Raw genomic sequence first — 728 nt, forward strand, 5'->3', positions numbered from 1 at the left:
GGCTGTGGCGCGCCAATAAAGCCGGGTCGCCGGAGCTGGCTGGTTTCATGGCCGGCGCGCCACAGCCTCCCCGCACCCGCCTTTGCAGCGAGAACCCAAGAAAGAAACCACCCACCATACCGACCAAGCCCCATCGACCCGAAAGAGACAGCCATGACCCTCACCCCCTTGCTGACCCTGTGGACCCGCTTCGTCGCGCTGCTGGAAACCCTGCAGCCGCTCGCGCAGCTGGCGGCGCGGCTGTATGTCGCGCAGGCCTTCTTCCTGTCCGGCCTGACGAAGATCCGCGACTGGGACACCACGCTCGCGCTGTTCAACGACGAATACCACGTGCCGCTGCTGCCGCCCGAGCTGGCCGCGGTGATGGGCACCGGCGGCGAGCTGGTGTTGCCGGTGCTGCTGGCGCTGGGCCTGGCCGGGCGCTTCGCGGCGCTCGGGCTGTCGGTGATGAACGTCGTCGCGGTGCTGAGCCTGGCCGAGATCGCACCGGCCGCGCTGCAGCAGCACCAGTTCTGGGGCAGCCTGCTGATCGGGCTGGCACTGTGGGGGCCGGGCGCGCTGTCGCTCGACCGGCTGATCTCGGTCCGATGGGGCATTCGTCCCGGCCTGGCGCCGCGCTGACGCCCTCGGTCAAGGGCCGGGGCACAATGCGGGGTTGCACCCGCCTACCCCTTGCCCTCGATGAAGCATCTCGTTCTGCTGGGCGCCGGGCCCGCCCACCTCCAGGT

General features: G+C 70.1%; 1 protein-coding gene. It reads left to right on the plus strand.

The window, feature by feature from the left end; translation table 11 throughout:
- The first annotated feature begins 153 nt into the window (after positions 1-153).
- Positions 154-621, plus strand: a complete 468-nt coding sequence (locus AC1D01_RS37315; protein WP_477874944.1) for a DoxX family protein — start codon at positions 154-156, stop codon at positions 619-621.
- Positions 622-728 lie beyond the last annotated feature (107 nt).

It is taken from the genome of Rhizobacter sp. P3_B12 (assembly GCF_056402895.1).

Coding starts and splice junctions, on each gene's coding strand:
- AC1D01_RS37315 (WP_477874944.1), top strand. CDS start 154: ATGACCCTCACCCCCTTGCTGACCCTGTGGACCCGCTTCGTCGCGCTG.